The 25,915-nt window shown below is 67.2% G+C and carries 20 protein-coding genes; 13 read left to right on the plus strand and 7 right to left on the minus strand.

What is annotated here, in order from left to right:
• Position 1: 1 nt before the first annotated feature.
• From AC1DNF_RS16235 to AC1DNF_RS16245, 3 genes are read left to right on the plus strand one after another with little or no spacing between them, the layout of a single operon-like run.
• Positions 2–1,306, plus strand: coding sequence for a gallate dioxygenase (locus AC1DNF_RS16235; protein WP_478149633.1), 1,305 nt, complete (start codon positions 2–4; stop codon positions 1,304–1,306).
• Positions 1,307–1,326: 20 nt separating this feature from the next.
• A complete protein-coding gene (locus tag AC1DNF_RS16240; RefSeq protein ID WP_478149634.1) occupies positions 1,327–2,307 on the plus strand; it encodes a Bug family tripartite tricarboxylate transporter substrate binding protein in 981 nt (326 codons plus the stop codon).
• A gap of 18 nt (positions 2,308–2,325) precedes the next feature.
• Positions 2,326–3,321: a Bug family tripartite tricarboxylate transporter substrate binding protein gene (locus AC1DNF_RS16245; protein ID WP_478149635.1), complete on the plus strand. Its 996-nt coding sequence runs from the start codon at positions 2,326–2,328 to the stop codon at positions 3,319–3,321.
• 101 nt (positions 3,322–3,422) lie between these two features.
• Here AC1DNF_RS16245 and AC1DNF_RS16250 read toward each other — a convergent pair whose 3' ends face one another.
• A complete protein-coding gene (locus AC1DNF_RS16250; RefSeq protein WP_478149636.1) occupies positions 3,423–4,163 on the minus strand; it encodes an SDR family oxidoreductase in 741 nt (246 codons plus the stop codon).
• Between the two features lie 245 nt (positions 4,164–4,408).
• Between AC1DNF_RS16250 and AC1DNF_RS16255 the strand changes: the two genes are divergently transcribed.
• The 6 genes from AC1DNF_RS16255 (at position 4,409) to AC1DNF_RS16280 (ending at position 11,103) form a co-directional block, all read left to right on the plus strand.
• Positions 4,409–5,311, plus strand: coding sequence for a carbohydrate ABC transporter permease (locus AC1DNF_RS16255; RefSeq protein ID WP_478149637.1), 903 nt, complete (start codon positions 4,409–4,411; stop codon positions 5,309–5,311).
• 5 nt (positions 5,312–5,316) lie between these two features.
• Entirely contained in the window at positions 5,317–6,216 is a 900-nt protein-coding gene (locus tag AC1DNF_RS16260) for a carbohydrate ABC transporter permease (protein ID WP_478149638.1), read from the plus strand.
• 2 nt (positions 6,217–6,218) lie between these two features.
• Positions 6,219–7,307 carry an ABC transporter ATP-binding protein gene (locus AC1DNF_RS16265; RefSeq protein ID WP_478149639.1) on the plus strand — a complete coding sequence of 363 codons (1,089 nt, stop codon included), beginning with the start codon at positions 6,219–6,221 and terminating at the stop codon, positions 7,305–7,307.
• A 66-nt stretch (positions 7,308–7,373) separates the two neighbouring features.
• Positions 7,374–8,624, plus strand: coding sequence for an ABC transporter substrate-binding protein (locus AC1DNF_RS16270; protein ID WP_478149640.1), 1,251 nt, complete (start codon positions 7,374–7,376; stop codon positions 8,622–8,624).
• 29 nt (positions 8,625–8,653) lie between these two features.
• Positions 8,654–9,655 (plus strand): NAD-dependent epimerase/dehydratase family protein, encoded by a 1,002-nt coding sequence (locus AC1DNF_RS16275; RefSeq protein WP_478149641.1) that lies wholly within the window; start codon positions 8,654–8,656, stop codon positions 9,653–9,655.
• A gap of 53 nt (positions 9,656–9,708) precedes the next feature.
• A complete protein-coding gene (locus AC1DNF_RS16280; RefSeq protein ID WP_478149642.1) occupies positions 9,709–11,103 on the plus strand; it encodes a glycoside hydrolase family 5 protein in 1,395 nt (464 codons plus the stop codon).
• Here the strand turns inward: AC1DNF_RS16280 and AC1DNF_RS16285 are convergent.
• The 3 genes from AC1DNF_RS16285 to AC1DNF_RS16295 form a co-directional block, all read right to left on the minus strand.
• On the minus strand, positions 11,100–12,449 hold the full coding sequence (locus AC1DNF_RS16285; protein WP_478149643.1) for an ABC transporter ATP-binding protein: 1,350 nt from the start codon (positions 12,447–12,449) through the stop codon (positions 11,100–11,102). The two genes, AC1DNF_RS16280 and AC1DNF_RS16285, sit on opposite strands and share 4 nt — an antisense overlap.
• Before the next feature lie 2 nt (positions 12,450–12,451).
• Entirely contained in the window at positions 12,452–14,194 is a 1,743-nt protein-coding gene (locus AC1DNF_RS16290) for an ABC transporter permease (protein WP_478149644.1), read from the minus strand.
• A gap of 87 nt (positions 14,195–14,281) precedes the next feature.
• On the minus strand, positions 14,282–14,560 hold the full coding sequence (locus tag AC1DNF_RS16295) for a hypothetical protein (protein ID WP_478149645.1): 279 nt from the start codon (positions 14,558–14,560) through the stop codon (positions 14,282–14,284).
• A 787-nt stretch (positions 14,561–15,347) separates the two neighbouring features.
• Between AC1DNF_RS16295 and AC1DNF_RS16300 the strand changes: the two genes are divergently transcribed.
• Positions 15,348–16,283, plus strand: a complete 936-nt coding sequence (locus AC1DNF_RS16300) for a hypothetical protein (RefSeq protein WP_478149646.1) — start codon at positions 15,348–15,350, stop codon at positions 16,281–16,283.
• 57 nt (positions 16,284–16,340) lie between these two features.
• Complete coding sequence (locus AC1DNF_RS16305; protein ID WP_478149647.1) at positions 16,341–17,153, plus strand: class I SAM-dependent methyltransferase; 813 nt, start codon at positions 16,341–16,343, stop codon at positions 17,151–17,153.
• Positions 17,154–17,169: 16 nt separating this feature from the next.
• Here AC1DNF_RS16305 and AC1DNF_RS16310 read toward each other — a convergent pair whose 3' ends face one another.
• Together AC1DNF_RS16310 and AC1DNF_RS16315 are read right to left on the minus strand one after the other, a co-directional pair.
• A complete protein-coding gene (locus AC1DNF_RS16310; protein WP_478149648.1) occupies positions 17,170–17,526 on the minus strand; it encodes a hypothetical protein in 357 nt (118 codons plus the stop codon).
• 277 nt (positions 17,527–17,803) lie between these two features.
• Complete coding sequence (locus AC1DNF_RS16315) at positions 17,804–18,235, minus strand: hypothetical protein (RefSeq protein WP_478149649.1); 432 nt, start codon at positions 18,233–18,235, stop codon at positions 17,804–17,806.
• A 287-nt stretch (positions 18,236–18,522) separates the two neighbouring features.
• On the opposite strand from AC1DNF_RS16315, the gene AC1DNF_RS16320 reads away from it, so the two are divergent.
• Complete coding sequence (locus AC1DNF_RS16320) at positions 18,523–19,509, plus strand: chromate resistance protein ChrB domain-containing protein (protein ID WP_478149650.1); 987 nt, start codon at positions 18,523–18,525, stop codon at positions 19,507–19,509.
• 28 nt (positions 19,510–19,537) lie between these two features.
• On the plus strand, positions 19,538–20,725 hold the full coding sequence (locus AC1DNF_RS16325) for a chromate transporter (RefSeq protein ID WP_478149651.1): 1,188 nt from the start codon (positions 19,538–19,540) through the stop codon (positions 20,723–20,725).
• Between the two features lie 42 nt (positions 20,726–20,767).
• Here AC1DNF_RS16325 and AC1DNF_RS16330 read toward each other — a convergent pair whose 3' ends face one another.
• A complete protein-coding gene (locus tag AC1DNF_RS16330) occupies positions 20,768–25,885 on the minus strand; it encodes an amino acid adenylation domain-containing protein (protein ID WP_478149652.1) in 5,118 nt (1,705 codons plus the stop codon).
• Positions 25,886–25,915: the final 30 nt, after the last annotated feature.

The following is a 25,915-nucleotide window of genomic DNA, read 5'->3' on the forward strand; positions in this document are numbered from 1 at the left end:
CATGGCCACGATCATCGGCGCCGTCGCGTGTTCGCACACACCGACGATAGGCTTCGCCTTCGACAGGAACAAGCAGCAGGACCCGGTCTGGGCCCCCATCTTCGAGGCCTTCGCGCCGGCCCGGCAATGGCTGGCCGAGCACAAGCCCGATGCGCTTTTCTTCATCTACAACGACCACGTCAGCGCCTTCTTCTTCGATCACTATTCGGCCTTCGCCCTCGGCGTGGGCGAGCGCCATGCGGTGGCGGACGAGGGCGGCGGCGCGCGCGACCTGCCGGCGCTGACCGGCCATCCGGCGCTCGCGCGGCACATCGGTCGTTCGCTGATGGCCGACGAGTTCGACATGTCCTTCTTCCAGGACCGGGCCCTGGACCATGGTGTCTTCTCGCCCTTGTCGATGCTCTGCCCTCATGCGCCGGCATGGCCGATTCCGGTGGTCCCGCTGCAGGTCGGCGTGCTGCAGTCGCCCGTGCCTTCGGCGCGGCGCTGCTACCGCCTGGGGCAGGCGCTGCGGCGCGCGATCGAGAGCTACCCGGAAGACCTGAAGGTGGCCATCGTCGCCACGGGCGGGCTGTCGCACCAGGTGCATGGCGAGCGCGGCGGCTTCAACAATCCGGCCTGGGATGCGCGGTTCCTCGACCTGATCGAGAACGATCCGGTGCGGCTCACCGAGATGACGCAGGCCGAGCTGGCCACCCTGGGCGGCCTGGAGGGCGCGGAGATCATCATGTGGCTCGTCATGCGGGGCGCGCTGTCCTCGAACGTGCGCAAGACGCACCAGAGCTACTACCTGCCTTCGATGACCGGCATCGCCACCGCCATCTACGAGAACCTGGCGAGCCCGCCGATCGCGGGCGAGGCGCGGCGGCATCGTCTTCACATGGAAGAGCAGCTCGCCGGCATCGAGGCGCTGGAGGGCACCTACCCCTTCACGCTGGAGACCAGTGTTCGCGCCTACCGCCTCAACAGGTTCCTGCACGGCATGACGCGCCCGGAGCACCGGGCCGCGTTCCTGGCGGATGAAGAGGCCGCGTTCGAAGCGGCGGGACTGACCGCGCAGGAGCGGGACCTGATTCGACAGCGCGACTGGCGCGGCTTGATCCACTACGGCGTGATCTTCTTCATGCTGGAGAAGCTCGGCGCCGTGCTCGGCGTGTCCAACCTGCACATCTACGCCGCCATGCGCGGCCAGTCGCTGGAGGCCTTCCAGCAGACGAGAAACGCGCCCGGCGCGCTGTATTCGGTCGCCGGCAAGGATGCCGCGCCCCCGGCCTGGGATGGCGGCTGCGGCGCCGACGGCCACTGAACACTCACCTGGAATCGATCATGAAAAAACCCCTTCGCCGCTTCGTCTTCGCCCTGGCCGGGCTGCTGGCGCTCGGCACCCTCGGCAGCGCCGGCGCGGCCGATGCCTATCCCTCGAAGCCGGTGCGGATCCTCGTGGGCTACAGCGCCGGCGGTGCGGTGGATGCGATCGCCCGCACGGTCGGCCAGCGGATGGCGGCCACCCTCGGCCAGCCCGTCGTCGTCGAGAACAAGCCGGGGGCGGGCACCAACATCGCCGTGAAGGCGCTGATCTCCAGTGCGCCCGATGGCTACACCCTTCTGCTCGCGGCCAACGCGCTGGCCGTGAATCCCTCGCTGTTCCAGCCGGCCCCCTACGACCTCGATCACGATATGGTGCCGGTGGCACTGGTCGGACGCGTCCCCGTCGTGTTCGCGGTGCGCGAGGGCGCGGCCATCAAGACGCTGCCGGACCTGGTGGCGGCCGCCAAGGCGAAGCCGGGCGGCGTCACCGTCGCCACGCCGGGCAACGGCTCGACGCCGCATCTGGCCATGGAGCTGTTCCAGCACACGGCGGGGCTTTCACTGGGCCATGTGCCCTACAAGGGCGGCGCGCAGGCGATCACCGACGTGCTCGGCGGGCACGTGGATGTGGTCGCGGTCAATGCGCTCGAGGTGCTGCCCCTGGCCAAGGGCGGCAAGCTGAAGGTGCTGGCGGTGATGAGCGCCGAGCGCTCCGCCGTGCTGCCCGGCGTGCCGACGGTCGCCGAGTCGGGCTACCCGGGCTTCGAGGCCAGTGTCTGGTACGGCTTCGTCGCTCCGGCGGGCACGCCCAAGCCGGTGCTGGCCGCCCTGCACGCCGCCGTGCAGAAGGCACTCGAATCGCGGGAGGTGCAGCAGCAACTCGCCGCCGCGGGCGGCGTCACCTTGCCGGGTCCGTCGGAGCGCTTCGGCAAGCTCCTGACCGGCGAAGCCGCTCGCTACGGGCAGCTGATCCGCGAAGCCGGCATCAAGCCGGATTGAGACGCAAGGGACAGCGACATGACATCAGCCATCACGCGCCGTCAGGCCTGCCTCTGGGCCGCCGGCGGCGCCCTGTGGACGACGGCCCGTGGCGCCGCCGCCCAGGCCTACCCCGCGCGGGCGCCGCACATCGTCGTGCCCTTCACGCCGGGCGGCTCCTCGGATCTGCTCGCCCGGGCCATCGGGCAGGAACTCGGTCGCGCATGGAACCAGCCCGTGGTGATCGACAACGTCCCCGGCGCCGGCGGCTCCGTGGGTGCGGAAAGGGTTGCGAAGGCGCCGGCGGACGGCTACACGCTGCTGATGGGCCATACCGGAACGCTGGCCATCAATCCGTCCCTCTACCCCAGGCTCGACTACCACCCACTGCGCAGCTTCGCGCCTGTGGCGTGGGTGGCGCGCGTGCCGAACGTGCTCGTGGTTCATTCTTCGGTGCCGGCGCGCACCCTCGCGGAGCTGATCGCCCTGGCCAAGACGCGCCCCGGCCAGCTCGCATACGGCTCGGGCGGCAACGGAAGCGCCGCGCACATCACGATGGAATATCTCAAGCTGCAGACGGGAACGTCGTTTCTGCACATCCCCTACCGCGGCACCTCCCCGGCCGTCAACGACCTGCTGGCGGGGCAGCTGCAGCTGGTCTTCACGGGCGCTCCCGCGCTGCTGCCGCACATCAAGGCCGGCACGCTTCGCGCGCTGGCCGTGTCCAGTGCGCACCGAATCGCGCTGCTGCCCGACGTGCCGACCGTGGCCGAGAGCGGCGTGGCCGGCACGCAGGGCTTCGAGGCCGACCAGTGGTATGGCCTCGTGGCGCCCGCCGCAACGCCCGCGGCCATCGTGTCGGCGCTCAACCAGCAGATCAACCACTCGCTGGACTCGGCCGAGGTCAGGGCGCGCCTGGCTGCCGAGGGCGCGGAGCCGACGCCCACCAGCTCGAAGGTGTTCGGCGAACTGATCGCGAGCGAAATCACCCGCTGGGAGCGGGTGATCAAGTCCGCGCACGTTACGGTCGATTGAGTTCAGGGCGATCGCATGGAGCAAGGCAACATTGATGCGGCCGAACAACAAATTGCGGCCCTCGCGGCTTCGCCGGGCTCAATGCAGCGCTGCGCGCCGCGTCAGCGGCCGCCGGATACGCGCAGATTGGCGCCCGTGATGTAGGAGGCCGCGTCCGAGAGCAGGAAGACGACGCTTTGCGCGATCTCGTCCGGGGCGCCGATGCGCTTCATCGGAATCAGCGGCACCACCTGCGCGATCCGCTCGGCTGTGTTGACACCGGTGTCGGTCAGCCCGGGCGTCACCGCATTGACGCGAATGTTGTCGTCCGCGAGCTCGAGCGCGAGGCCCTTGGTCATGGTGTCGATCGCTCCCTTGGAGGCCGCATACCAGACATAGACGCCGGGCGCGCCCAGGGTCGCCGTGATCGAGGAGATCAACACCATCGCGCCGCCCTTGCCACCCTGTTTCGTCGACATGCGCGGAATCGCGGCACGGGCGGCAAGGAAGGCGCCGATGACGTTGACGTCGAAGACATCGCGCAAGTCCTGCGTCCGCATCGCGTCGACGCGCGACATCCTGCTCGTGATGCCGCTGTTGTAGACGAGGTGGGTCAGGCGTCCGAGCTGCGCATCGATGGTGTCGAACACCCGCGCGACATCGTCCTCTTTCGACATGTCGCCCTGGACGGCGATGGCGCGGCCGCCCGATCTCATCACTTCCGCGGCGACACCCGCCGCTCCTTGCGCATCCTGCCTGTAGTTCACGGCGACGTCGAAGCCGCTCGCGCCCGCGAGCCTCGAAATCGCGGCGCCGATGCCACGGCTTCCACCGGTGACAAGCAATAGGGGTCGATCTGGCATCGCGTTCTTCCTTTCTGAACGAGCTGCATGAAGTCTGCAGGGCAGGGCAGGGATGGCCGGCCGGCGGGTTGGTACATCCCCTAGTACCTGCCCGAATGCATTGTGGCACATTTGTTCGACCATAAAACTAATGGAGACGCCGATGAATTCACGCAGGCCCATGGCCCCGCTGCAGTCGTCGGCGAAGCGCGGCTCGACGGTGTAGCTGCGGCGCGAACGAATCGAGAGCACAGGCGGCCACTCGAATGCGGAGCAACACCATCACGCGCAGGCCAAGGTTGGCGCCCATCATCGCGATGCTGCCCATGATCCTGACGGTCGTGGTGATCTACGTCGGCTGCCTGGTGTGGACGGTGTATGTCTCGTTCACCGATTCCCAGTCGATTCCCGACCTGAACCTGTCGGGCTTCGACCAGTGGGGGCGCCTGTTCGGCGACTATCGCTGGCGGATCGCGATGAAGAACATGTTCGTCTTCGGCGCGTTCTATATCTTCAGTTGCCTGATCCTGGGCTACCTGCTTGCGATCTTCATCGACCAGCGTGTGAAAGGGGAGAACTTCTTCCGCACCGTCGTCCTCTGCCCTCATGCGCTCTCGTTCATCGTGACCGGAGAGGTGTGGAAGTGGTACCTCGATCCGGAACTGGGCTTGCAGGCGTTCGTGCGCAATCTCGGCTGGACGGGCTTCGTGTTCGACTGGATCGCCGACCGGCACATGGCGATCTACACCATCGTCATCGCGGGGGTGTGGCAGAGCGTAGGCGTTGTGATGGTGCTGATGCTGGCCGGCCTGCGAGGCGTGGATGAAGACATCTGGAAGGTCACCAGGGTCGACGGCATTCCAGCCTGGCGCGTGTATCTCAGCGTGGTGCCGCCGATGATGTTGCCCTCGATCCTGACGAGCGTCGCGCTCCTCGGAACGGGCGCGGTGAAGAACTACGACCTCGTCGTCGCCATGACCGGCGGCGGTCCCGGCATCGCCACCGATGTGCCTTCCAAGTTCGTCATGGAGTACTTGTTCGAGCGCTCGAACATCGGCCTGGCCGCCGCGGGCGCGGCGACCATGCTCCTGACGACGATCGCGATCGCCGCGCCCCTGCTGATCTGGCAGGCCTGGCAACTGCGGCGGCGCGCCGCCGGAACCGGGTGAGTGCCATGTCACTTGCAACGACCTTTCCCGACCACGCCGCCGGCCCGATGCCGCGGCGCTTCCCGCCCGCGCGGATCGCGATCTACGTCTTCCTGGCGCTCTCGGCGATCTTCTTCCTGGTGCCGATCTACATCATGGCGGCGACGGCAGTCAAGACGATGCCGGAAATTCGCGGCGGCAGTGCGCTCGGCTGGCCCGCTGCCCCGAACCTTGTCGCGTGGGTCAAAGCCTGGTCCAGCGCGTGCATCGGCCTCGACTGCGCCGGCATCCACGTCGGCTTCTGGAACTCGGTCAAGATCGTCGTGCCGAGCGTGTTCCTCGCGGTCCTGCTCGGCGCGGTGAATGGCTACTGCATGTCGTTCTGGCGATTCCGCGGCGCGAACCTGATGTTCGGCATCACGCTGTTCGCGATCTTCATTCCGTACCAGGTCTTCGTCTTTCCGATGATCAGCATCTCGGCGTTCTTCGGGTTGTACGGCAAGCTCCCCGGGGTCATCCTGGTTCACGTGATCTTCGGATTGCCGATCATGACGCTGATGTTCCGCAACTACTTTGCCGGGCTGCCGATCGAGGTGTTCAAGGCAGCCCGCGTGGACGGCGCGGGATTCTGGCGCATCTTCCTGCAGATCATCCTGCCGATGTCCAAGCCGATCATCATCGTGGCGGTGATCTGGCAGGCCACGGCGAGCTGGAACGACTACCTGCTGGGCCTGGTTTTCGCGGGACGGGACAACCTGCCAATGACGGCGCAACTCAATCTGCTGGTCACCGCCGAAATGGGCGCGCACGAATACAACGTGGACATGGCCGCAACGCTGCAGACAGCGCTCATCCCGCTGATCATCTATTTCGCCTCGGGCAAGTGGTTTGCGCGCGGCATCGCGGCCGGTGCCGTAAAGGGTTGAGGATGGGCCAGATCGAGACACGCCAGCTTTCCGTCATGTTCAACAACGTGGAGGTGCTCAAGAACATCGACTTGAAGATCGAGCAAGGAGAGTTTCTGGTTCTGCTCGGGCCATCGGGCTGCGGCAAGTCGACGCTTCTCAATGCCATCGCGGGCCTTCTGGACGTCAGCGATGGCCAGGTCTGGATCGGCGGCCGCAACGTGACCTGGGCCGAGCCGAAAGATCGGGGCATTGCGATGGTCTTTCAGTCCTACGCCCTTTATCCAGCCATGGACGTCTACGGAAATCTCGCGTTCTCGCTGCGTGTCGCCGGCATGAAGAAGCGCGAGATCGATGCGCGGGTCATGCGGGCCGCCGAGTTGCTGGAGCTCGTTGCGCTGCTGCATCGCCGGCCCGCGGCGCTTTCGGGCGGGCAGCGCCAGCGCGTGGCGATCGGCCGCTCGCTGGTGCGCGAAGTCGACGTGTTCCTGTTCGACGAACCGTTGTCCAACCTCGACGCCCAATTGCGCGCCGAGTTGCGCGTCGAGATCAAGCAACTGCACCTGCGGCTGCGCAACACCACGGTCTACGTCACGCACGACCAGATCGAGGCCCTGAGTCTCGCCGACCGCATTGCGGTGATGCGCGGCGGCGTCATCCAGCAGCTCGCCGATCCTGACACGGTCTACAACCGTCCCGCCAATCGCTTCGTGGCGAGCTTTCTCGGATCGCCCCCGATGAACTTCATTTCGGGGCAGCTGGTGCGGGAGGGCGCAGGCTTGGCCCTGCGCTGCGGCGACATGACCGTGCCGTTGCCGAACTACCCCCTCGCCTCGGAAGCCGCCATCGGCCGCCCTGCCACGCTCGGAATTCGTCCCGAAGACATCGTGCCTGCCGATGAAGCCGCCGCGAGCGACTTCCGGTGGACCGCCGATATCGCGTTGCGCGAGTCGCTCGGCAGCGAAACCCTGTTGTGGTCTTCGCTCGCCGGCTCGCGCATCGCGATCAAGACCAACGCCCGCATCGCCGCCAGAGTCGGCGCAAGCATGGACGTCGGCTTTGCGTCGGACCGGGTATCGCTGTTCGACGAGCAAACGCAGGAGCGGATCTGACAACGCAGGGCGCGTGGCAGGTCAAAGAGCAATCGGTGGAGCACTGACAACCCTAGGAGATGCAAATTGAAGACACGCACAATCTTCGCGGCACTCGCGGCGATCTCGGCCCTCGCGGGCGGCCATGCGTCGCTCGCGGCGGATCCTGTCCCGGGTGAACTCATCAACGTCTGGACCGGGGCGGGGGAACGCCCCATCCTGAAGGTCCTGGCGGACAACTATGAGGCCGCCGGCGGCAAGTTCATCAACACGCCGGTGCCGACCGGCAACAACGTGATGGCGATGACCGTCAATCGCATCGTCGGCGGCAACCCGCCGACGGCAAGCCAGTTCGCCTTCTCGCGGATCTTCGACGACCTGCTCAAGAAGGGGCAGCTGCAGGACATCGACGACGTGGCTCAGGCCGAAGGCTGGGCCAAGGTCCTGCCGAAGGAGATCCTCGACGGCATCTCGTTCAATGGCAAGGTGTATCTGGCACCCATCGACATCACCAGCATGAACCGGCTGTACTACAACATCCCGGTGCTGAAGAAGGCCGGAATCGACCAGCCGCCGACGGAGTTGAACGACGATTTCTTCGCCGCGCTCGACAAGCTCAAAGCCAGCGGCGTCATTCCGTTGGCGCTGGGCGGCAATGCGCAGCAATACCGCTGGACCTGGGACGCCGTGATGTCCGCGGTCGGCGGCAAGGACCATTGGCAGGCCGTCTACGTTCAGAGGGACCCGAAGGCGATGAAGGATGCCACGCAGCGCAAGGTGTTCGAAACCTTCAGGCGCCTGGGCAACTACATCGACAAGGGCAGCAATGGGCGAGCCTGGCAGGCCACCACGAATCTCGTGATATCCGGCCAGGCCGGCATGCAGATTCTGGGCGATTGGGGAAAGGCCGAGTTCGAGGCGGCCGGCAAGAAGCCGGGCGTCGATTTCGGCTGCGGGCTGCCGGGCGGCATCTTCGTTCTGACCGGCGATGTACTGGCCTTCCCGAAGCAGAAGGACGCGGTGGCCGAAAAGGCGCAGAAGATGCTTGCCAAGGTCACGATGTCGCAGCCGGTACAGCTCGACTTCAACCTCAAGCACGGCTCCATTCCGCCGCGAACCGATATTCCTGTCGTGGGCAATACCGGTTTCGACCAATGCGTGCAGATCGGCGCCGGCACCTACGGCAAGGGGGTCAATGTGGTGCGCAATTCGGCGTTGATCATTTCGTCCGACGCGATGGGCTCGATCGTCGACCTCTTGAGCGAATACTTCAACACGGACATGAAGACCGACGAGGCGATGGAGCGGTACGCGACCATCCTGACCAGCGGGAAGTGAGCAGTGGGCCGATACAGGGAGCAACATCCATGAATGCGCAGAAGGTTCTTTTCATCGGCGGGACGGGGCGCCTGAGTTGGTCCTGCGTCGAGGGAGCGATCGGCAAGGGGTTCGAGGTCTACGTGCTCAATCGCGGGCAGAACGCCGCGCGGCCGGTCCCCGATGGCGCGCACTTCCTGCAGGGCAACGCGCGCGAGCCGGAATCCGTCCGCGCGGCGGTCAAGGGAATGGAGTTCGACGCCGTCGTCAACTTCGTCGCCTTCACGGCCGAGGACGTTGGTCAGGATCTCGATCTCTTCCGCGGCCGCACGGGCCAGTACATGTTCATCAGTTCGGCGTCCGCCTATCAGACGCCGCCCGCCCGGCTTCCCGTCCTGGAATCGACGCCGCTCCACAACCCGATCTGGGCCTACTCGCAGAACAAGATCAAGGCCGAGGACAGGCTGGTCAACGCCTACCGCGAAGAGAACTACCCGATCACCATCGTTCGTCCGTCGCACACCTACGACAAGGGCGTCGTGCCGATGATCGGCGGGTGGACATCGATCGCGCGGATGCGAGCCGGCAAGGAGGTCGTCGTTCATGGAGACGGTTCCTCGCTCTGGACGTTGACGCATGCACGCGACTTCGCCAAGGGCGTTGTCGGGCTGCTCGCCAATCCGCGCGCCCATGGCGAGAGCTTCCACATCACTTCCGACGAGGCACCCTGCTGGAACACCATCGTGCTGACGCTCGCGCGCGCCGCCGGCGTGCACGAGCCGAAGATGGTGCACGTGCCCTCCGACGCGATCGCGGCGGCCGACAAGGATTGGGGCGATGCCTTGCTCGGCGACATGGCGCACAGCCTCGTTTTCGACAACAGCAAGATCCGCCGCCTGGTGCCGGACTTCGTCTGCACCACCAGCTTCGCCGAGGGCGCGCGAGAGATGATGGCCTGGTTCGACGCGCACCCGCAGCGGCAAGTCATCGATGCAGCCAAGGACAAGACGATGGACTGGCTGGTCGATGCGTACCGGCCGCGCAAGCCCTAGCGGGCGCGCGGATGCCGAGCCGAACAGTTCGATCTTCCTCGGAGAGCATGGCGATGAACAGCGAGCGTTTCCTGACCGTCAGCGGCAATCGGCTGATCGACGCCTCCGGCAAGCCGGTTGTCCTGCGCGGCTACAACATCGGCGGCTTCCTGAACATGGAGAACTTCCTCACCGGGTTCCCGGCGACGGAATCCTTGCAGCGCGGGGCGCTGCTGCGCGCGCTTGGCGACACGCGTTACGAACTCTTCTTCGAACGCTTCATGGCGGCTTTCTTCTCCGACGACGACGCGCGCTACCTCGCCTCGCTGGGAATGAACCATGTTCGCGTGCCCTTCAACTACCTGCATTTCGAGGACGACGACCGGCCGTTCGAGATGAAGGAGGCCGGCTTCCGTCTGCTGGACAGCGTGGTCGACATCTGCGGGCGCAACGGGCTCTACGCGATCCTTGACCTGCACGCCTTGCCGGGTTGCCAGAACATGGATTGGCACAGCAACAATCCGACCCATCACGCCCAGTTCTGGGTGCACCGGCACTTCCAGGACCGCGCGGTGAACATCTGGGAGAAGCTCGCGGACCGGTACAAGGGCAACGCCACGGTCGCGGGCTACAACATCATGAACGAGCCCGGAGACGCGAGCGGGGCCAGGTTCAAGCCGTTCTACGACCGGGTCGTCGCGGCCGTGCGATCGATCGATCCGCATCACGTCATCTTTCTCGACGGCAACCGCTACGGGACCGAATTCACGGCGTTCGAGGGCGCCGAGGTCTATCCCAATACGGTGTATTCCGCGCACGACTACAAGACGCCCGGAATGGTATTTGGCGGACCGTATCCTGGCGTGACTCGATGCATCTACGTCGACCGCGCGAACGTCGAGGAGACGTTCCTCAAGCGCACGGAGTTCATGCGCAAGACCCACACGCCCATCTGGATCGGCGAGTTCGGACCGGTCTTCGCCAATGACCCCGTGCGGGACGAAGACAAGTACAAGCTCCTGTCCGACCAACTGGACATCTATGAGGCGCATGGCGCGAGTTGGTCGATCTGGGCCTACAAGGATATCGGCGGGGAGGGGCTTGTCTCCACCGCGCCGGATTCGGCGTGGCTGCGGCGAATCAAGCCTGTGGTCGAGAAGAAGGCGCGCCTGGGGGTCGACAGCTGGGGGACCACCGACGTGTCGATCCGCCACATCCTGGCCCCCATCGAGGAGGTCTTCGCCAGGGAATATCCTCGCTTCGATCCGTTTCCCTTCGGGCAGCAGCGCTGGGTGCAGACGCTGGTCCGCAGCATCCTCCTGGCCGAGCCGATGATCAACGACTTCGGGGAATGCTTCACCGGTGTCGACGACGAGACCACCGTCGCGCTCGCGGAGTCGTTTCGCTTCGGCAATTGCGTGCGCCGCCAGCGCCTGGCCGAGCTCATCGCTTCGAAGGTCGGTCGCTAGGTGTGCGTGTCCTCGGCCGCGTCCTCATCCTGCGGGACGAACACCATGCCGGTCTTCGCGTTGTAGTCCATCAGGCCCGCGTAGCGGCCCCAGGCGATCATCGTCTCGAATGTCTTCTCGGGATTGTCGTAGGGCAGGGCGCTGCCGATGTCCCTGATCACGCGCTCGGCTTCGACTTCCTCGTACTCGTTGAGGAGCGCGATGATGATGTGGAAGAGCCGAAGCTTGAAGACCTGCTCCTCGAAGATCGCGCGTTTTCCGAGCCGGTCCGCGGCGACGAACCTGCGGCCCAATTCCGTGAAGCGCACTTCCTGCCGGGGGGTATCGATCAGGTCGAGGATCTCGGCCGCCTTGATGATCGCGATCGTCTCGCCGAACTCCTTGCCAATCTCGTCGGAGATGTCGTAGATGTTGGACAGGTCGGGCGAGTCGCTCAGAATGCTCATGAGGCCGAGGATCTGGGCCACGGGCACCAGGGGGATGGATTCCATCCGGGTGCGCGCGCGCGAGATGGGCTGGCCGGTCACCGGCGTCTCGGGCGGCAGGTCCGGCAGCGTCATCGTGGTGATGGACTCGTGGATCACGCTGACCAGTCGCTGGAACTCGGGGTGCCTGGTGTCCCGCGGATAGGGCAGCTTGTTTTCCAGCACGAGGCCGATGCGCCCCGGGCGCGGGAACACGACCACGATGCGCGTGGCCATCTCCACCGCCTCTTCGATGTTGTGCGTGACCATGAAGACCGAGCTGAGCCCGCCGCCCGGGCTGCGCCACAGGCTGATCAGCTCCTGCCGGAGGTTCTCCGCCGTCAACACGTCCAGCGCGCTGAAGGCTTCGTCGAGACACAGCAGCTTGGGCTGGGACACCAGCGCCCGCGCGATGCCGACCCGTTGGCGCATGCCGCCCGAGAGCTCGCGCGGGAAGGCCTTATGGTAGTTGCCCAGGCCGATCAGCTCGATGGCGCGATCGACCGCGGCATCGCGTTCGGCGCGGCCGGGCTTCTTCGCCATGAGGCCCACGGCCACGTTCTGCTCGACCGTCAGCCAGGGATACAGGGCGAAGGTCTGGAAGACGACCGAGGCGTCGGGATTGACGCCGGTGAGCGACTTGCCGTTTCCGAGCGCTCGGCCCGATGTCGGCTCTATCAGGCCCGTGAGGCAGCGCAGGATGGTCGACTTGCCGGAACCGGACTGCCCCAGCAAGGCGAGGAACTCGCCCTGGTTGACGGCCAGGTCGATGTTGTCGAGCACCTTCAGTTCGTGGTCGCCGGCGGTCCTGAAGGTCTTGGTGACGGCGCAGAGCTGGGCCACCGGCGCGGCCGCTTCCTGGATGGGCGTGGGTGTATTCATGGTCAGTCGAGTCTGAATCGGCGCTCGGCGAAGGCGTACAAGCGGCGCCAGATGAACTTGTTCATCAGCACGACGAAGATCGACATGACGCCGATGCTCGCGATGATCAAGGGCGTGTCACCCGTCTTCGTGACGGCGGCAATGTATGCGCCCAGGCCATCCGCCTTCAGGGTCGTGTCGCCCCAGGTGGCGAGTTCGGCCACGATGCTGGCGTTCCACGCACCGCCCGCGGCCGTGCACGCGCCCGTGACCCAGAACGGAAAGATCGCGGGCAGGATCAGCGTGCGCCACAGGTTCCAGTTGCGCAGCCCGTAGACGCGCGCGGCCTCCTGCAGGTCGTTCGGGATGGCCATGGCGCCGGCGATCACGTTGAACAGGATGTACCACTGCGTGCCCATCGCGATGAGCAGGATGCTGCCCCAGTTGAGGGTGATGTGGCTGGCGACGAAGAATCCGACCACGATCGGAAAGGTCATGTTCACGGGGAACGACGCGCCGATCTGCGCCAGGGGCTGGGCGAAGCGCGCGACGCGCGGCTGGAACCCGATCCACACGCCGACCGGCGTCCAGATCAGCGTGGCCAGCACCGTCATGGCGGCGACGCGCAAGGCCGTCAGGAATCCGAGCCAGACGATGTTGCCGAAGATGGAGAGGGTGAGCGCGCCGTGCAGCGCGACCACGGCCGCGCCCAGGGCCGCCAGGACCTCGTACCCGATCCAGATCGCGAGCAGGGCGCCCGCTGTCCGCAGCAGCAGCTTCCTGCCGGCCGCCTTGAGCCGCGCGGGAACGCGCGCGGTCGGATGCGGCGCATGGAACAGCTTGTCCTTCAGGGGCTGCCAGAGCCGATCGTTGATCCATGTGAACAGGTAGGCACCGCGCAGCAGGTCGTAGACCCACGAGGTCGCGGGCGTCGCGGACTCGGTCAGTTCGATCTTGAACTTGTCCGCCCACGCCAGCATCGGCCGCCAGACCAGCTGGTCGCTGGCCAGGATCAGGGCGATCATGGCCACCACCGCCCACAGGGCTGCCGTGTTGTCCCCGCGCTCGATGGCCTGCGCCATGTAGGAGCCCAGGCCGGGCAGCTTGATGTCCTTGTTCATCACGCTGATGGCTTCGCTCTGGGCGACGAAGAACCAGCCGCCGCCGAAGGACATCATCGAATTCCAGATCAGGCTGTGGGCCGATGCCGGCAGCTCGACGGTCCTGAAGCGCTGCCAGCGGCTCAGGCCATAGGTCGACGCCGCCTCCTGCATGTCGGTGGGAATGGTCACCATCGAGTGGTAGAACCCGAAGGCCATGTTCCAGACCTGCCCGGTGAAGATGGCGAAGATCGCCGCGCACTCGACACCGAGCAGGCTGCCGGGGAACAGCGCCATGAAAGCGGTCACCGTGGCGGACAGGAAGCCCAGGACAGGCACGGACTGCAGAACGTCGAGCGCAGGCAGGATGAGGGCGCGAGCCCTCCGGCTCTTGGCGGCAAGATAGCCGGTGCCGACGGCGAAGATCAGCGAGAAGCAGAACGCGATCCACATCCGCAGCAGGGTGCGGCCCGCGTAATAGGGAATCAGGCTCGGCGAGTTGTCGACCCGCGGCACCGCCGTCGGATCGAAGTGCACGAGCATGCCCTTGCCGAAGTGCAATGCGCTCCACAGCGCGCCCAGCAGGGCCAGCATCACCAGGCCGTCGACCCAACCGAATGCGCGGCGCTCTTCAACGACGGCAAGTTGGGGAGCGGTGCCATTCATGCGGGAGTGCAACTCTTGCGACGGGGTCTGCGGGGGGGGGAAGGGCAGGCTGTTGGAGCCCGAAGTATGCCAGCGTGCCTCCCCGCGCTAGCGCCTGGCCGCTCTTGATCTTGCGTGCCGCTCCAGCCACGCGTGCATCATCGCCCGGCGTTCGTTGCCCGGGCTTGCGGCGAGGAAGGCTTCCGCGTCCGTCCGCGACAAGGGCTCCGACCGCATCACGGTGGTCGCCACCGAGCAGACGCCCAGCCAGAGCGCGCCGCAATGGGTGCAGGAACTGATCGTCAATTCGGAGGACTCGACGCGGCCCAGATAGGCTTCGGCGGGGTCGCGCATCGGAGTGCCGCAGCAGGTCCAGTGGAGCGTCATGTCCTGCGGCCGCCTGCAGGCATCGACCCATGCCGCGAACCGGGTCCACAAGCTCGGCTGCGTCGGTGCTTCACTGCGTTCGAGCGCGGGCTCGGACCTGCTTTGAAATAGGGCATCTGGCATGAGGCGTCGGTAAGCGAAGCTGGAGCGAGGAGCGTACCGACGCGCGCGTAAAAAAGTCGCAAAGACCTCGATGCCGCGCGTAAAAGGCGCATCGGCGAGGGCGCTTGCGGCTCAGTTCGCGTGCCGGGTGACCTCGAAGTGGCTGTTGCCCATGCGACCGACGATGTCGAGCGTCAGGTCGGCGTAGCCGGGCTCGAGGCGCCTCGAGGCGGGTTCGAGGCACTCGCGGGCGCTTCCCAGCTGTGCCGCATGGCCCTGCCGCTCAGGCGGTTGCGGGCAAGGGCGGGCAGGTCCTGATGCCTGGACTCGAGGGCTTCGACAGCCTCGAGCTCATGCCGGACCTGTTGGACCGCATCGTCATCCTCTCCGTATCGGCCCTTCAACTCAACGAAGAGATTCTTCAAGTCGCAGAGATAGCGGGACATGTTTCCGACTCCTCAAGAAAGTGGCGTGCGAAGCCCGGGCCGCAAGACCGCGAACATACGTCAATTCCGTGGCGAGTACGTAACCAAACCCTGCATCGCTGTCGAGGCCGAGCCCGGACTCGCGGCCGTCCCCACGACGGCATTCGGAGCGTTTCGAGCAAGCTTCGCGTCGTTTCGGTCATGGTGCGGCCGGCGTGGCCGACCTAAGCTGAGGCCATCCCATCGAACAGGAGAGCACCATGCAAGTCGCACCGCACGCCATGCCCCTTTCACGATATGCCAGATGCATCGAGGCCTCCAGGCGCATTCGATGGGACATCGATCGCGACGTCCTTCGCGGGCGGCGGTTCGATACCTCGAAGAAGTTCCTGCCCGATGGGCTGTCGATGGCGCCGAGTCTCGGATTCCTCGGTGCCGGCGAACGGCGCCTCGTGAGCCAGATCCAGGGGCGAAGCTACGCGAACATCTTTGGCCTGGTCGAGCGCTTCATCGGCGCCAAGATGCTCGAGCTCAGTCGCGACCATTGGCTCGGCGACCAGGTTGCGCTCGAGGCACTGGTGCGCTTCACCGACGAGGAGCTCAAGCACCAGGAACTGTTCCGGCGCGTCGAGGCGATGGCCGCCGAGGGCATGCCCGCGGGCTACACCTTCCTGCCGCGGCCAAACGAGGTGGCCGCCGCGGTGCTTTCCAAGTCCACCTGGGCGGTGCTTGCGCTGACCTGCCACATCGAGTTGTTCACCCAGGCGCACTATCGCCAGAGCATCGATCCCGACACCGAGCTGTCCGAGGTGTGGAAGGACGTCTTCTTCTTCCATTGGAAGGAGGAGTCGCAGCACGCGATCCTCGATGAGCTCGAATGGCAACGCGAGAACGCGAAGCTCGACGCGCAGCAGCGCGACCAGGCGGTGACCGATCTCATCGAGCTCGTGGTCGCGGTCGACGGCATCCTGAGGATGCAGGCGGCGGCCGATTCCGACTACTTCCTGCGGATCTGCGGGCGCCCATTCGATGGCGGCCAGGTGCGGGAGCTGGGGGCGGTGATGCTGAAGGCCTATCGCTGGCAATACATCGTCTCGGGCGTTCAGGACGCGCGCTTCCAGAAGATTCTCGGCGCGATGATCACCGAGGCGCAGTTGCGGCGCATCGGGGCCGCGCTTGCGCCTCTCATGGCGTGAGCGGATCACTTCGCGGCGCGAAACGATTCCACCACCCCACCCACGAGGAGCACTCGCATGAACACGAACAAGGCACTTTGGGAAAAAGGCGACTTCACCCGCATCGCGCAAACCATGCGAGGCAGCGGCGAGGCCCTGGTCCGAGGCCTGGGCATCGGCAAGGGTCACAAGGTCCTCGACCTCGGATGCGGCGACGGTACGACGGCGGTGCCCGCGGCAAGGCTTGGCGCGGATGTGCTGGGCGTCGACATCGCCAGCAATCTCGTTGCCGCCGGCAAGCGCCGCGCCAAGGAGATGGGTCTCGCGAACTGCAGCTTCCAGGAAGGCGATGCCTGCGACTTGCGCGAGCTCGACGACGACGCCTTCGATCTCGTCGTGAGCATCTTCGGCGCGATGTTCGCGCCGCGGCCCTTCGACGTGGCCAAGGCGATGGTGCGCGTGACCCGGCCCGGCGGCCGGATCGTGATGGGGAACTGGATTCCCAACGATCCGACACTGGTGGCGCAGATCCTGAAGATCAGCGCCGCCTACTCGCCGCCGCCGCCCGAGGGTTTCGTCAGCCCCATGACGTGGGGCGTCGAGGGCCACGTGATCGAGCGATTCGCGGCGGCTGGCGTTCCGGCCGAGAAGATCTCCTTCTCCCGGGACACGTACACCTTCGAGTCGCCCGGCACGCCGGCCTCGCTCGTCGACGACTTCAGGAACTACTATGGGCCCACGATGAATGCCTTCGCCGCCGCGGAACAGGGCGGCAAGTCCGCGGATCTGCGGCGCGAACTCGTGGCGCTCTTCGAGCGCGAAAACCTGAGCCCCGCCAGGGATGCCACCTCCATTCCCGCGACCTTTCTGAGGGTCACCGTGGCCGTCTGAGCGCCGGCGCCCGCGCTCAGCCCCGACCGACGTCGATGCTGTAGAGCCCCCAGGGGCACAAGGCGAAACGCTCCTTGAGCGGCTTGTCCTTGAACGCGGCGACCGTGTCGGCCTCGTAGAGCGCCCATTGCGGACCCAGCCCGCCCAGCGCGAGCGGCGCGCCGTCGATTTCCGTGGCCACGATCATGCGATAGCTCCGCGCGTCGGCCATGCTCACCGCAACGGCGTAGCCGTCCACCGCGCGCAGGGTGATCATGGCGTTGCCGGAAGGCGGCACGCCGACCGCCTCCAGCACGCTGGTCAAGGACGGGCCCGCGAGCGAATGCACCTTGGCGTCGTACTCGAGCGTCGGCTTGATTCGAAGGGCCGGCAAGCGGCGCAATGCCTCGGCGCGAACACGTACGCCTTGTCGAACGTGACGCCGTGCCGGACCATCAACAGATCGAGGGCGGGATCGACGGGGCCTCGGTTGGCCTTGGCTATTGCTCCGCTGAGGGTCAGGAGACCCGGACCGCGCGGAGTCGGGCCCGCTGCTAATGCGCGGCCCGCCAGCAGCCCTGCGAGAGCCGCCGTGCCAAGGAAGTGTCGCTTGTTCATCGCGCGATTGTGGGGCGCCACGCTTGCATCCGTCCACCCTCGCCCCTGCCACGCTATCGGACGCCCGGGGGCCTTGCCGCCTCGCGGTCGATCATCATCTGCATCATCATTTCCATCATGTCCATGCGTTGCATCATGTCCTTCCGCAGGGGCGGGCCGCCGGGCATCGGCGACTTGCCGTCCTCCATCATCGGCATGCCGCCGCGCATCCGGCCCATCATCGCCATGCCGTCCTGCATCGCCTTCATATGGTCCTTCATGAGCGCGGCTCGCTCCGCGGGCGTCCTGGCGTCCATCATCTTCTGATGCATGTCCTGCATTGCCTTCATCTGCTGGTCGACCTGCGCGGGGTCGACGCCGGGTGCGCGGTCAGCCGCGTGATGCGCATCGTGTTCATCCGCCGGCTTGCTTCCCACACCGGGGAAGGAGGAGCAGCCGGCGAGCGACACCGCCGCTGCGACAAGGAGAATGTCATGGAGTCTCATGATTGTTGGCCCGATGATTGGAGCGCCGAGGACCGCGCTCGATAAGATCAGCATGCGCCCGAAGCCCCGCTGCTGTCTTGACACAAATCAAGGCGGGCTGCGCGGGCAGAGACGCGCTCATTGGCCGTCGAGCGGGCTGCGCCGCAAGGCGCGCCACAGCGTCAGGTCGTAGGCGATCTTGAGCACGCCGCGGCGCCGCAGGAGCGGGAGGCCCGGACTCATGGATGCTCCCGCACGAGGGCTATCATTGTTTGTAGAGATAGAGACACCTCTGTATCATTCGCTACATGGCTGCCTCTGACGACGCCCTCCACGCCGCCAAGTGGTTATTGCTGGTCGTCTCGCTACCCACGCAGGGCGCGACGGCGCGCATGCGGATCTGGCGCGCGCTCAAGGCGATGGGGTGCGCCGCGCTGCGCGATGGCGCCTACCTGCTGCCCGACACCGGCTTGCACCGGGATGCGCTGCAAGAACTCGCGGACGAGTGCGTGCGCGAAGGAGGCAGCGCGTGGCTCATGCTGACCGCGCCGGCCGGCGAAGCCGACGCGATCGCCTATCCCCCTCTCTTCGATCGGAGCGCGGACTTTGCCGCGCTGGTCAAGGCCTGGAAGGAATCCGCGTCCACCCTGGATTCGCTGGGCGTCTCCGAGCTGACGCGCCTGCGGAAGAAGCTGCGCCGTGACTACGAAGCGCTCGTCGCCACGGACTTCTTCCCCGGCCCGGCGAGTCTCGAAGCCGAGGCCGCGTGGGTGGACTTCAACCAGCGCATCGATGGCGTGCTCTCGCCGGACGAACCGCACGAGACAGAAGGCCGGATTCCGCGCCTGGACACTGCCGACTACCAGGGCCGCCTCTGGGCCACGCGCCGGCGCCTGTGGGTCGATCGGGTCGCCAGCGCGTGGCTGATTCGCCGCTTCATCGATCCGGGCGCGCGCTTCCGGTGGCTCGCCAGGACGAGCGACTGCCCGCGCAAGGCGCTCGGCTTCGACTTCGACGGGGCCGCATTCACGCACGTCGGGGAGCGGGTCACTTTCGAAACCCTGATGGCGAGCTTCGGGCTCGAGGACGACCCCGCCTTGATGCGGCTGGGGGCCATGGTGCGCTCGCTGGACATGGGCGCCCATCCGGTCGCCGAGGGCGCCGGTTTCGAGGCGGTGCTTGCCGGCGCGCGAGAGCGGCTGCCGGATGACGATGCCCTGCTCGCCGAGATCGCCGGCGTGCTGGATTCGCTGTACACGCACTTCGCAAGCGATGGCGCTCGCGCGAAGCCTTGAGCCAGAGAACCTGAAGAGAACAGTGCCCATGAACGACACCAACCCTGGCGACATGGCCGAAGCACCCGGCCCGGCGCGCTACACGCTCTGGCAGCTCGTGCGCTACATGCTTGCCCTTGGCACCTGGGGCTTCGGCGGCCCCGTGGCATTGGCGGGCTACATGTACCGCGACCTGGTCGAGCGGCGCGGGTGGATCTCGGAGAGCGACTACAAGGAAGGCCTGGCGCTCGCGCAGCTGATGCCGGGCCCCCTGGCGGCGCAGCTCGCGATCTACCTGGGCTATGTGCGCTTCCGCGTGGTCGGCGCGACGCTCGCCGGCCTGGCCTTCGTGCTGCCGTCGTTCTGCATGGTGGTCGGGCTCGGCGCGGCCTATGTCGCCTACGGGGGGATCGGCTGGATGCAGGCGGTCTTCTATGGCGTGGGCGCCGCGGTAATCGGCATCATCGCGATGAGCGCCTACAAGCTCACTACCCGGAACATCGGCAAGGACAAGCTGCTGTGGGCGATCTTCCTGGCCAGCGCGGCCGTCACGGTGATCACGCAGTCCGAGAACGTCTGGATCTTCCTGGGCGCGGGCGTGCTGGTGTGGTTGTGGCGCGCGCCTCCGAAGCTCGGACGCAGCCTCCCGGGCGTGGCCGCGCCGCTGGCCGGCTGGTTCGCGCTGAGCCAGGTCGACTGGCACAAGCTCGGCCAGATCGGCGCCTATTTCGCCTTCGCCGGCGCCTTCGTCTTCGGCAGCGGCCTGGCGATCGTGCCCTTCCTCTATGGCGGCGTGGTCAAGGAGTACGCGTGGCTCACCGACCGGCAATTCGTCGACGCGGTGGCCGTGGCGATGATCACGCCCGGGCCGGTGGTCATCACCACGGGCTTCATCGGCTTTCTGGTGGGCGGCTTCTGGGGTGCCGTGGTGGCCGCGCTGGCCACCTTCGTGCCTTGCTATCTGTTCACCATCCTGCCGGCGCCGTACTTCAAGAAGTACGGCAAGCGAGCGGCGGTCGTCGCCTTCGTCGACGGCGTGACCGCCGCCGCGATCGGGGCGATCACGGGCGCCGTGATCGTCATCGGGCAACGCTCGATCACCGACTGGATCACCGCCGCGCTGGCACTGGTCACGGTGGCGGTGCTGTGGCGCTTCAGGAAGCTGCCGGAGCCGGTCGTCGTCGTGGTGGCCGCGCTCGCGGGGCTGGTGCTGCATCCCCTGGCGAGTCGCGGCTGAGCCACCCCTGCGAAGGCGGCTCGCGCATGATCGCCAGTCGCGTCAGCGCCAGGCCTTGAGCAGGCGCTTGAGCCAGGGCTTCCTGGCGGGCGCGGGCGCCTGCGCTTCAACTGGCCGAGGCGCCTGCCCGGAAAGTTCGATGCCTCCGGTGAGCTGTGCCAGCGTCTCGAAGATCATTCGCCGCGCTTCCAGGCGAACGCCGCTGATGCGCTGGAACGCGACGACGACGCGGCCGACCATGAGGGAGTCGCCGCCGATGTCGAAGAAGTTGTCATAGCGGGCGATCTCGAAGCTCTCCAGGCCCAGCACCTCGCTCCAGATCCTGGCAAGGGCGAGCTCGGCGGCCGTGGCGGGCGCATGGTTGGCCCGTGAAGGCGCGCGCTGCTCCATCTGCGGCGGGGGCAGGGCGTGACGGTTGATCTTTCCGTTGGGCAGCAGAGGAAGGGCCTCCAGCGCCACGAAGTGCTGAGGCACCATGTACTCGGGCAAGCCGAGCCTCAGGTAGTCCTTGAGCGCGGGAGCATCGACGATGCCCTCCCGCGCGACCACATAGGCCACCAGGCGGGTGTCGCCCGGCCGGTCTTCCCGCGCCATCACCAGGCATTGCGAGACTTCCGGATGCGTCTGCAGGCGGGCCTCGATCTCGCCGGGTTCGATCCGGTGGCCGCGCACCTTCACCTGGAAGTCGAGCCGGCCCTGGTGTTCGAGCAGACCCTCGTGGCTCCAGCGCCCCCGGTCGCCGGTCTTGTACAGGCGGGCTTCGGGGTGCGGGCTGAACGGGTCCGCGATGAAGCGCTCGGCGGTCAATTCGGGCCGGTCGAGATAGCCCAGCGTGACGCCGTCGCCGCCGATGAAGATCTCGCCGGAAACGCCGGCCGGGCATCGATGGCCCCACGCGTCGAGCACGTGGACGCTGGTGTTGGCGATCGGCCGCCCGATCGAGATGGCCTGCGGTTGCGGCGGCACCTTCCAGCATGTGGACCACACGGTGGTCTCGGTCGGCCCGTAGAGGTTCCACAGTTCGCCGCTTCGCTTCGACAGCTCGTGCGCCAGGTCCGGGCTCAGGCTCTCGCCGCCGACCAGCGCCTTGAAGCGGGACGACCCGGCCCAGCCGGCATCGATCAGCATGCGCCAGGTGGCCGGCGTCGCCTGCATCACGGTGGCCGCGGACTGCTCGATCAGGCTGGCGAGGGCCATGCCGTCGGTGGCTTGCTCGCGGGTCGCGAGCACCACGGTGGCCCCCGTGGACAGCGGCAGAAGAAGCTCCAGCACGGCGATGTCGAAACTCAGCGTGGTGACGGCGAGCATGACGTCGTGCGCGCCGAGCCCGGGTTCGCGCTGCATCGACAGCAGGAAGTTCACGACCGCCCGGTGCGGCACCACCACGCCCTTGGGCTTGCCCGTGGAGCCGGAGGTGTAGATGACATAGGCCGCGTCCTCGGCGCGCGCATCGCGCTCGGCGTCGGGCGGCAGGGGCGTATCCGGCCGCGCCATCAGCTCGGCCTGCGCCTGGTCGGCCAGCAGCGTGGGAAGCTCCAGGTCCTGCCATAGCTCAGCCAGGTTCTGCCGGGTCAGGAGCAGGCTGAGGCCGGCATCCAGCGCCATGTCGTGCAGCCGCTGCGTGGGATAGGCCGGGTCCAGCGGGACATAGGCCGCTCCCGCGCACAGGATGGCGAGCTGCGCGACCACGAGCGCCGGGTCGCGCTCCATGCACAGCCCGACCCGGCAGCCGCGCCGCACACCCCTGTCGCGCAGCACATGGGCCAGCCGATGCACGTGCGGCCACAGCTCCGCGTGGCTCAGCGCCGCGCCCGGAATCTGCAGGAGCGCGGTGCCGCTCGCCGCGCGCCGCGCCGCCAGAAGACCATGGACGGTGATGTCGCGCGGGTAGGGGCTGCGCGTGCTGTTCCACATCGCGAGCCTGGCGAGGTCCTGCGGGCCGGCCGCCGCATGGTCGTGCAGGGGGCGGTCCGGCTCCTGCATGAGCGCGTCGAGCAGATGCAGGTAGTTGGCGAGCATCGCCTGCGCCGTCGAGTGCGCGAAGAGTTCGGTGGAATAGCTCAGGGACAGCGCGCGTTCGCCTTCGGTATCGATGGTCAAGGCCAGGTCGAACTGCGTGGCTCCCAGGCCCAGGGGCATGTAGCTCACGTCCAGGCCTTCGAGCCGCGGCGTCTGCCGGGGCGTGTTCAGCACATTGAACATCGCGCGGACTTCGGGAACCCTGCCGCCTTGCTCGCGCAGGCGCTCGATCAGGTAGTCGAGGGGAACATGCTGATGGGTGAAGGCCGACAGGCAGGTCTCGCGCACCTGCCGCGCCAGGTCGCGGAAGCTCAGCGCGGGCTGCACGTCGCTGCGCAGGACCAGGGTGTTGACCAGCGAGCCCACCACGTGCTCCGCCTCGACCCGCGTGCGCCCCGCGACCGGGGTTCCGACCGCGATGTCTTCCTGCCCGCAGTAGCGCGCGAGCAGCGCCTGGAAGGCCGCCATCAGAGTCATGAAGGGCGTCAGTCCATGACGGCCGCTGAAGCGCTGGACGCCCTCGAACCAGCCCTCGGGGAAGACCTGTCGAACCCGTTCCCCGCGGCTGGTGAGCCGCTGGGCCACGGCGGTGTCGGGGCTCAGGTTCAAGGGGCTCATGCCGGCGAGCTGCCGCAGCCAGTAGCCGGTGCCATGGGCCAGCGCCTCATCGTCGGCGCGCGCCCGCTGCCAGCTCGCGTAGTCGACGAAATCGATGGCATGCGCGGGCGCGGGCGCGGTCTGTTCCTGCAAGGCGCAGCGATACAGGGTCTGCAGCTCGCGCAGCAGGATGCCCCATGACCAGTCGTCCCCGATGATGTGATGCATCGCCAGGACCAGCGCGTGGTCCTGGTCGCCGAGCTGGACGAGGATGAACCGGTGCAGCGGCCCGCGGGCCAGGTCGAAGGGCTGCGCGGCCAGGCGCGCGGCCTGCCGCCCGAGTTCGGCCTCGCGCTCGGGCGCGGACACGGCACGCAGGTCCAGGTGGATCAGGTTGGCCGGCTGCGCGGCGCCGATGACGGCCATGGGTTCGGCCGCTCCGGCGGCGATCGTGGTGCGGAATGCCTCGTGCCGCGCGACCAGGCTGTCCAGCGCCCTGCGCAGCGCCGCATGCGGCAGCGGCCCGCGCAGCCGCAAGGCCTGGCGCATGTTGTAGGCGGCGCCTTGCGGGTCCATGTCGTGCGACACCCACATGTTGCGTTGCGAGAACGACAGGGGAAAAGGCCTTCCGCGCGGTACCGCGACGATGGGGGCGCGTGCCTCGGCATCGCGCGAGGCCGGGTCCGCCAGGTGCTGCTCGACGACACGCGCCAGCTCCTCGATGGTCGGGTGCTCGAACATGCTGCGCACGCCCAGTTCGACCTGAAGCGTGGCGCCGATGCGCGACACGATCTGCGTGGCCAGCAGCGAATGTCCGCCGAGTTCGAAGAAGTTGCTGCGAATGCCGAAGCCGGCCTGCGGCAGCACGCCTTGCCAGATCTCCATCAAGGTGGATTCGAGCGGCGAGCGCGGCGCGAATCGCTCCGGCGTCGGCGTGACGAGCGGGCGGAGCTGCTCGTGCAGGCGGTGGCGCTGCACCTTGCCGCCCGCGCCGGTGGGGATCTGTTCGCGCACGCAGATCCATGCGGGCACCTTGAAGTCGGCAATGACTTCGAACAGCGAGGCGCGCAGAGTGTGCGCTTCGAGGGCATGGCCGGGCGCGGGCACCACGACCGCGTGCACGTCCTCGCCGAGCGTCGCGTGCGGCGCGGGGTAGGCCACCGCCTGCGCGACGCCGGGCAGGCGCAGCAGGGCTTGTTCGACTTCGAAGGGCGCGATCTTCTCGCCGCCCCGATTGATGAATTCCTTGCTGCGACCGGTGAGGAACAGGTAGCCGTCGGCATCGAAGCGGCCCAGGTCACCGGTGAGGAACCAGCCGTCGCGAAAGGCCTCGGCGTTCGCCGCGGGCGCGTCCTCGTAGCCGTCGAACAGGGCTGCGCCGCGCACGGCGACGGCGCCGACGCGGCCCGGTGGCAGGTCATTGCCTTCTTCATCGACGACGCGCAGTTCGGCGCCGGCGGCGCGCCCGACGGAGTCCGGCTTGCGCACGCCGGGAGGCAGCGGGTTGCTCGCCAGTTGCGTGGCCGACTCGGTCATGCCGTAGGTCTCGATTACCGGCGCGCCCCAGAGCGCCTCGATGCGGCGCAGCAATGCGACCGGCAGCGCGGACGATGCCGAACGAATCAGCCGGAAGCTGTGCCGGGGCACCGCCACGCCGTCGCGGGTCACGAGGTCGGCCACCGCATGATGGATGACGGGCGCGGCCGTATACCACGTGGGGCGGAACTCGGCGACCCAATGCAGGAATGCCGGGGCATCGAAGGCCGGCGCGCAGACGACGGACGAGCCCGCCGCCAGCGGCGTCAGCAGGCCGCCGACGAGGCCATGGCTGTGGTAGGCGGGCATCACGCACAAGGCGCGGTCCTGCGGTGTGAGGGCCAGGTGCCGCGCGATGTTGCGCGCCGAACACATGACCTGCCGCTGCGTGAGTGGCACGCGCTTGGGCCTGCCGGTGGTGCCAGAGGTGAAGAGGACGAATGCCGTATCGTCCGGCCCCGGCCAGTGGCGGTCGGGCCCGGCCTCCGGCCACGGCTCGGCCGGGCGTGCCAGGCAGCGCTCGAAGTCGAATGCCAGGCCGAGCAGCCCGAGCTGCCGTGCCAGCCCGAAGGGGGCGGAGGCGTCCAGCGCGCCCATGACGGCATCGGCGCGCGCATCGGCGAGCAGGGCGAGGAGTTCGGGTTCGGTCAATCCGGGATGAAGAGGAATGCAGGTCGCCAGGCAGCCCACGGCCAGGATGGCGAGGGCCAGTTCGATGCCGCCGGGCATGACCAGGGCGATGCGCGAACCGGGCCCGAGACCATGTGACGCAAGCCAGGACTGCATGCGCAGGATCGAAGCGAACAGCTGGGCATAGCTGATGGCCTCATGCCCCGGCGCAAGAAGGGCGGCCGCCGCGGGTTGCGCGCGCGCGTGATGCTCGAGCTGGCGGCGCAGGGTTGGAACTTCGAGTTCCGTCGGGATGCCCCCCGGCAGGGTCTGCGGGTCCGGATCCGAAGGATGACGCGCCTCGATTTGTCTCAGTCCTGCGTTTGTTCGTAGGTTCATGTAACAAATCATAACGTCGGGGTAATACCT

The organism is Variovorax sp. 01T432 (assembly GCF_056398605.1).